The sequence below is a fragment of the Acidaminococcus sp. CAG:542 genome, assembly GCF_000437815.1.
Lineage (GTDB): Bacteria > Bacillota > Negativicutes > Acidaminococcales > Acidaminococcaceae > Acidaminococcus.
Genome location: NZ_FR902105.1, coordinates 3,167 through 8,017 on the forward strand (window position 1 = coordinate 3,167; position 4,851 = coordinate 8,017).

General features: G+C 57.5%; 6 protein-coding genes. All 6 read right to left on the reverse strand.

Features of this window, described 5'->3' with window-relative positions:
- A partial coding sequence (locus tag QVO43_RS09180) for a type II secretion system F family protein (RefSeq protein WP_288174876.1) occupies positions 1-933 on the reverse strand: 933 nt, incomplete at its 3' end.
- 151 nt (positions 934-1,084) lie between these two features.
- Complete coding sequence (gene nrdR / locus QVO43_RS09185; protein ID WP_022488221.1) at positions 1,085-1,549, reverse strand: transcriptional regulator NrdR; 465 nt, start codon at positions 1,547-1,549, stop codon at positions 1,085-1,087.
- A 19-nt stretch (positions 1,550-1,568) separates the two neighbouring features.
- Positions 1,569-2,690, reverse strand: a complete 1,122-nt coding sequence (ftsZ, locus tag QVO43_RS09190; RefSeq protein WP_022488222.1) for a cell division protein FtsZ — start codon at positions 2,688-2,690, stop codon at positions 1,569-1,571.
- Between the two features lie 144 nt (positions 2,691-2,834).
- Positions 2,835-3,161, reverse strand: a complete 327-nt coding sequence (locus QVO43_RS09195; RefSeq protein ID WP_022488223.1) for a small basic family protein — start codon at positions 3,159-3,161, stop codon at positions 2,835-2,837.
- Complete coding sequence (locus QVO43_RS09200) at positions 3,158-3,850, reverse strand: DUF881 domain-containing protein (protein WP_022488224.1); 693 nt, start codon at positions 3,848-3,850, stop codon at positions 3,158-3,160. Before QVO43_RS09200 ends, QVO43_RS09195 begins: the two co-directional genes overlap by 4 nt.
- A 13-nt stretch (positions 3,851-3,863) precedes the next feature.
- A partial coding sequence (locus QVO43_RS09205) for a cell division protein FtsQ/DivIB (protein WP_288174877.1) occupies positions 3,864-4,851 on the reverse strand: 988 nt, incomplete at its 5' end.

Genomic DNA, 4,851 nt, shown 5'->3' on the forward strand with positions numbered 1-4,851 from the left:
GCCTGCCAGGGCCGATCCTGCCACCACCGCCTGTTCCATGGCCCTGGCACAGGTCCGGCAGGGCCCTTCCGGCAAAATCTGAGCCGCCTGAGGCAGGGCCCGGTCCAGAGGCAGGCCGCCCCTAAGCAGCAGGGCCAGGAGCCCCAGGAACCGGATTTCCCAGAAGGTCCGGGCCCAGTTCCGGATCAGGGGCAGCCGGGGCAGCCACCGGGACTTTTTCCGCCACACCAGAAGGAGCCCGGCTCCCTGAAGAATCAGAAGACCCAGGAACACCAAAGGATGCACCTGGAAGCTACGGACCACCGTAAAAAGCAGCCGGAAGCCCGCCGCCGGTTCCAGCCGGAGAGACTGGTACAGGTCCCCCAAGAGGGGCACCACCAGCCAGCAGAACACTCCTGTAAGCACCAGGGACAAGCCCAGCACCAGCGCCGGATACAGACAGGCCTGGAGCACGGCTTTCTGATTCTCCCGTTTTTTCTGATAAAATACCGCCAGCTGTTGGAATACCAGAGGCAGCTGACCGCTGTTCTCCCCTGCTGCCGCCAGAGGGCCTGCCAGCTTGCCCACCTGCTTTTCCTGCTGCCGGAGGGCCTGGGACAGGGAAAAGCCCCGGCCCAGGGCGTGGTCCAGTTCCCGGCACAGCTCCTTCACCGCCGGGGAACTGTGGCCTTCCAGAGCCCGGAGGGCCCGGAGGATGGGCAGACCTCCCTGGAGCAGCAGTCCCAGCCGGCGGAAGAAGGTTTCCCGGTCCAGGTCTCTCAGAGAACGCCTCCCCTGGAACTGTTTTTCCAGGAAGTTATCCCTCCGTAGCTGAAGGATATAGGGATACTGCCGGGCCAGTTCCTTCCCGGCCTCCTCCAGGGTGGCTGCAGAAAGGGTCCCCTGGCACAGCTGTCCTTCCCGGGTACGGGCTTTCCAGTGAAACTGTTCCATCTGTTTCACCTCCTTTCCCTGTTACCCTTCGAGGTCCAAAGAAAAATTCCTTCCCCAGTGGAAAAATCGGGCTATTAACGGCAAAAATCGGCAGCGAACAAAAAAAAAGCTGTGAAAAAATGATTTCTCATTTTTTCACAGCTTTTTTTATTTACTTTCCTTTTCCCTTATCCAGCATATTCTGGATTTCCTGCATGAAGCTGTTCACGTCGGCGAACTGGCGGTACACGGAGGCGAACCGCACATAGGCAATCTGGTCGATCTTTTCCAGATGGGCCATGACCACTTCTCCGATTTTCGTGGATTTCACTTCATTTTCCCCGGACGCCCGGATCTCGTTCTCGATCTGACTGGTGAGAGACTGGATCTGTTCGTAGGTAAAGGGCCGTTTTTCAAAGGCCCGCAGGAGTCCGGCCAGGATTTTCTTGCTGTCGAACATTTCCCGCCGGCCATCCCGTTTGATGACCAACAGAGGGATCTGTTCATATTTTTCGTAAGTCGTGAAACGCCGTCCGCAGCGGGGACATTCTCTACGCCGCCGGATGGACGCCCCCTCTTCAACGGAACGGGAATCGATGACACGGCTATCTTCGCAGCCACAGAATGGACATTTCATAACCTACACCCCCAGTTCCTTATTTGTTGCGGATCCAGGGCGGAATCTCCGAAGTGGGAGAAGTAAAGCTGCTCACCTTGGAACCGGCAGCTTCTTCAGCAGCCTTGGTGATCCGGCTGGTGGAAGTCTGGGGTTTTACAAAGGAAGCAGGTTTCGGGGTAGTGGTACCGGCAGCCGGTTTCCCTTCGTCGATGCCGGTGGCGATGACGGTGACACGGATTTCGTCTTCCATGCTTTCGTCGATGTTGGCCCCGAAGATGATGATGGCATCAGGATCCACCACATCGGTGATGATCTTGCTGGCTTCGTTCACATCCATCAGGCTCAGGTTGGGGCCGCCAGTGATGTTCAGCAGCACCCCTTTGGCGCCTTCGATGGTGGAATCCAGCAGGGGGCTCTTCACAGCGTTTTCAGCTGCAGCCGCAGCGCCTTCGTCACCCTTGGCGGTGCCGATGCCCATCATGGCGGAACCGGCGTTGGTCATAACGGCCTTTACGTCGTTGAAGTCCACGTTGATCAGACCGGGGACACTGATCAGGTCAGAGATTCCCTGTACGCCCTGGCGCAGCACATCATCGGCCAGTTTGAAGGCATCTTTCATGGAAGTCCGTTTATCCACAACCTGGAGCAGACGGTCGTTGGGGATGGTGATCAGGGCATCCACCTTGGCTTTCAGGTTGGCAATCCCCTGTTCAGCCACGTTGAAACGACGGCGTCCTTCAAAGGAGAAGGGCTTGGTCACAACGCCAACGGTGAGAGCGCCGGCCTGTTTGGCCATTTCTGCCACCACATGGGCTGCACCGGTACCGGTACCGCCGCCCATACCAGCGGTAATGAAGACCATGTCAGCACCTTTCACGCATTCTGCCAGTACGTCTTTGGATTCTTCTGCAGATTTTTCCCCTACTTCCGGGTTGGCCCCTGCACCCAGGCCTCTGGTTTCGTCCTCACCGATCTGGATCTTGGTGGGGGCGCTGGATTTTTTCAGCTGCTGCGCATCGCAGTTCACAGCGACGAATTCCACACCCTGGAGTCCGGCCTCGATCATGCGGTCCACGGCGTTGTTGCCGCCGCCGCCCACACCGATGACCTTGATTTTTTCCAGGGGCTGATCCATCGTATCTTTGTCTGCCTCAAACATGTTTCATGGTCCTCCTCATCTATTGTGTGATTGGATAGTTTGTTTCTTCGTACACTATATCTAGTATACCATTTAACAGATAATATTTCATCCCCATTTTGGGGAAAATTTTGCCTTCTTTACCGGAGATTGTTCACCGAACCATCAGCTCCCCATCAGCAGCCGCCGGATAATGGCGATGTTGTTGAAGATCCGCAGACCGAAAGCAATCAGGGCCACGTAGTACAGGTCGATTCCCAGCCGGTATCCGAAATAGCACAGGAACACGGCGAAGATCCCGTTGGCAAAGAAGCCGCTGAGGAAGATCCGGTGGTCGAAATGACCTTCCAGGGAAGACCGGAAGCCGCCGAACGCCGCATCCAGGCAGCCCATGAAAGCCACGGCCACCAGTTTGCTGTACATGGGCGGCACCACCGGGAAATAGGCTCCCAGGGCGATGCCCGCCGCCAGTCCCAACAGGGCATAGATCATTTGGCTCCCCCCTCTTCCACCTTGGCATATTCAAAATGACGGGTTCCCTTGTAGGCAGGGATCTCCACGCTGTCCTTTTTCTTCACGTCCACGGAAATCCCCCAGAACTTCAGGGTTTCCACCACTCCGCCCCGGAGCCGCAGGGCGCTTTCCAGAGTCTGGGGATCCCCGATGGCCCGGATCTCGTAGGGCGGGGTGAACCGGGTGTTGTTCACCGAAACAGTGGGCCCGGCGCACCGGACTTCCGATACATCCAGCAGCCGTTCCCTGTTGATGGCCAGGGCTTCCGCCCCTGCGGCCCGGAGTTCGTTCAAAAGCCGCAGCAGATCATCATCGTGGATCACATACAGGTTGGGGTTCTCCCCGGCCTTGGGTTTCACCTGGCTGTCGTTCACCGTGACCACCACCCCGGGGCCTTTCAGGGCCACTTCCCCGGATTTGATCTTCAGGTCGTTAAGGACTTTCTTGTCCCCACCGGCTCCCTGGGTCTCCAGTTCTTCCAGCCGGTTGGCCAGTTCCTTGTTTTCTTTTTCCGCGTTCTTCAGTTTCTCCACCAGATCTTCCGCCCGCTGCTGGTTCACAGACTGTTTGGCCTGTTCAGCGCTGCGGAACTGAGTGGATATCATGGTGCCCACGATCAGGCACACCAGAAACAGGAAGAACTTCTCTCTATGACTGCGAAAGACCATGGCATTCTCCTTGTTACAGTTTAATATACGGTTTTTCGTAGGTCAGGTCGATATACTGCGCCTTGATTTTCTTGGCTTCCAGTTCCTGGCAGATGGCCTTGAAGGTCTTCAGCTTGCTCTGGGCATTTTCATAGGTGCCCAGGATCACCGGGATCCCGTTGTGCAGGTAGATCTTCAGGCTCTTGTTTTCGTCCACATGGATTTCCATGATCCGTTCCTTCAGCTCCGGATCCAGTTTCCGGAGGAAGCTCAGGATCCCCTGGATTTCTTCATCTTCCGTCATATCCCCCAGTTCCCCCTGGGCAATGTGCCAGCCGGACACAAAGGGAGCGTCTCCCCCGGTGATTCCGTCTGCCAGGCCGATAATGTGGCCGGTAGGATCCAGCTTGGCATACTGGGTCCCTTCCATGGCCACATACAGAGCCGGCTGCCGGTCCGTGATCACCACCCGGAGGATGTTGGGCCAGCCCAGGGCCAGGTCGGCCTTTTCCACCCGGTAGTCACTCCGGAGACTGGTAAGGAGCTTCTTCCGGTTGATGTTGAAGATGTTCAGCGGATCACCGGCGTCCCCCATTTCCTTCACTTCATCCAGGGTCACCACTGTGTTCCCGGTGACTTCCAGCCGGCCAAAAGCCAGCCAGGGCTGGTGGAGGGTCACATAGGAGGCAATCAGGAGAGCCACGGAACCCAGGAGCAGCAGCACCCGGGGCCAGTTCAGCCGGCGTTTTCCACGGCGCCGGGTCCCTTTTTTGCCTGTTTTTTCAGATCCGGCAGGTGCTGCCGCCTTTTTCCGCCTCCGGAACCGGCTGGTCCCCGGTTCCTTCTGTTCCAGGGCTTCCGCCTTCTGTTCCTGCCGGAGCCGGAAGGTTTCCCGTCCAACCGCCCGGTCTTCCAGGGCTTTCCGTTCCGCCTCTTCCGTCCGGCCGTAAATATAGGCCTGGGCTTCCTGACGGACTTTTTCCCGTTCCTTCTGCCGTTCCTGCTCCTCTTTCCGCCGCTGT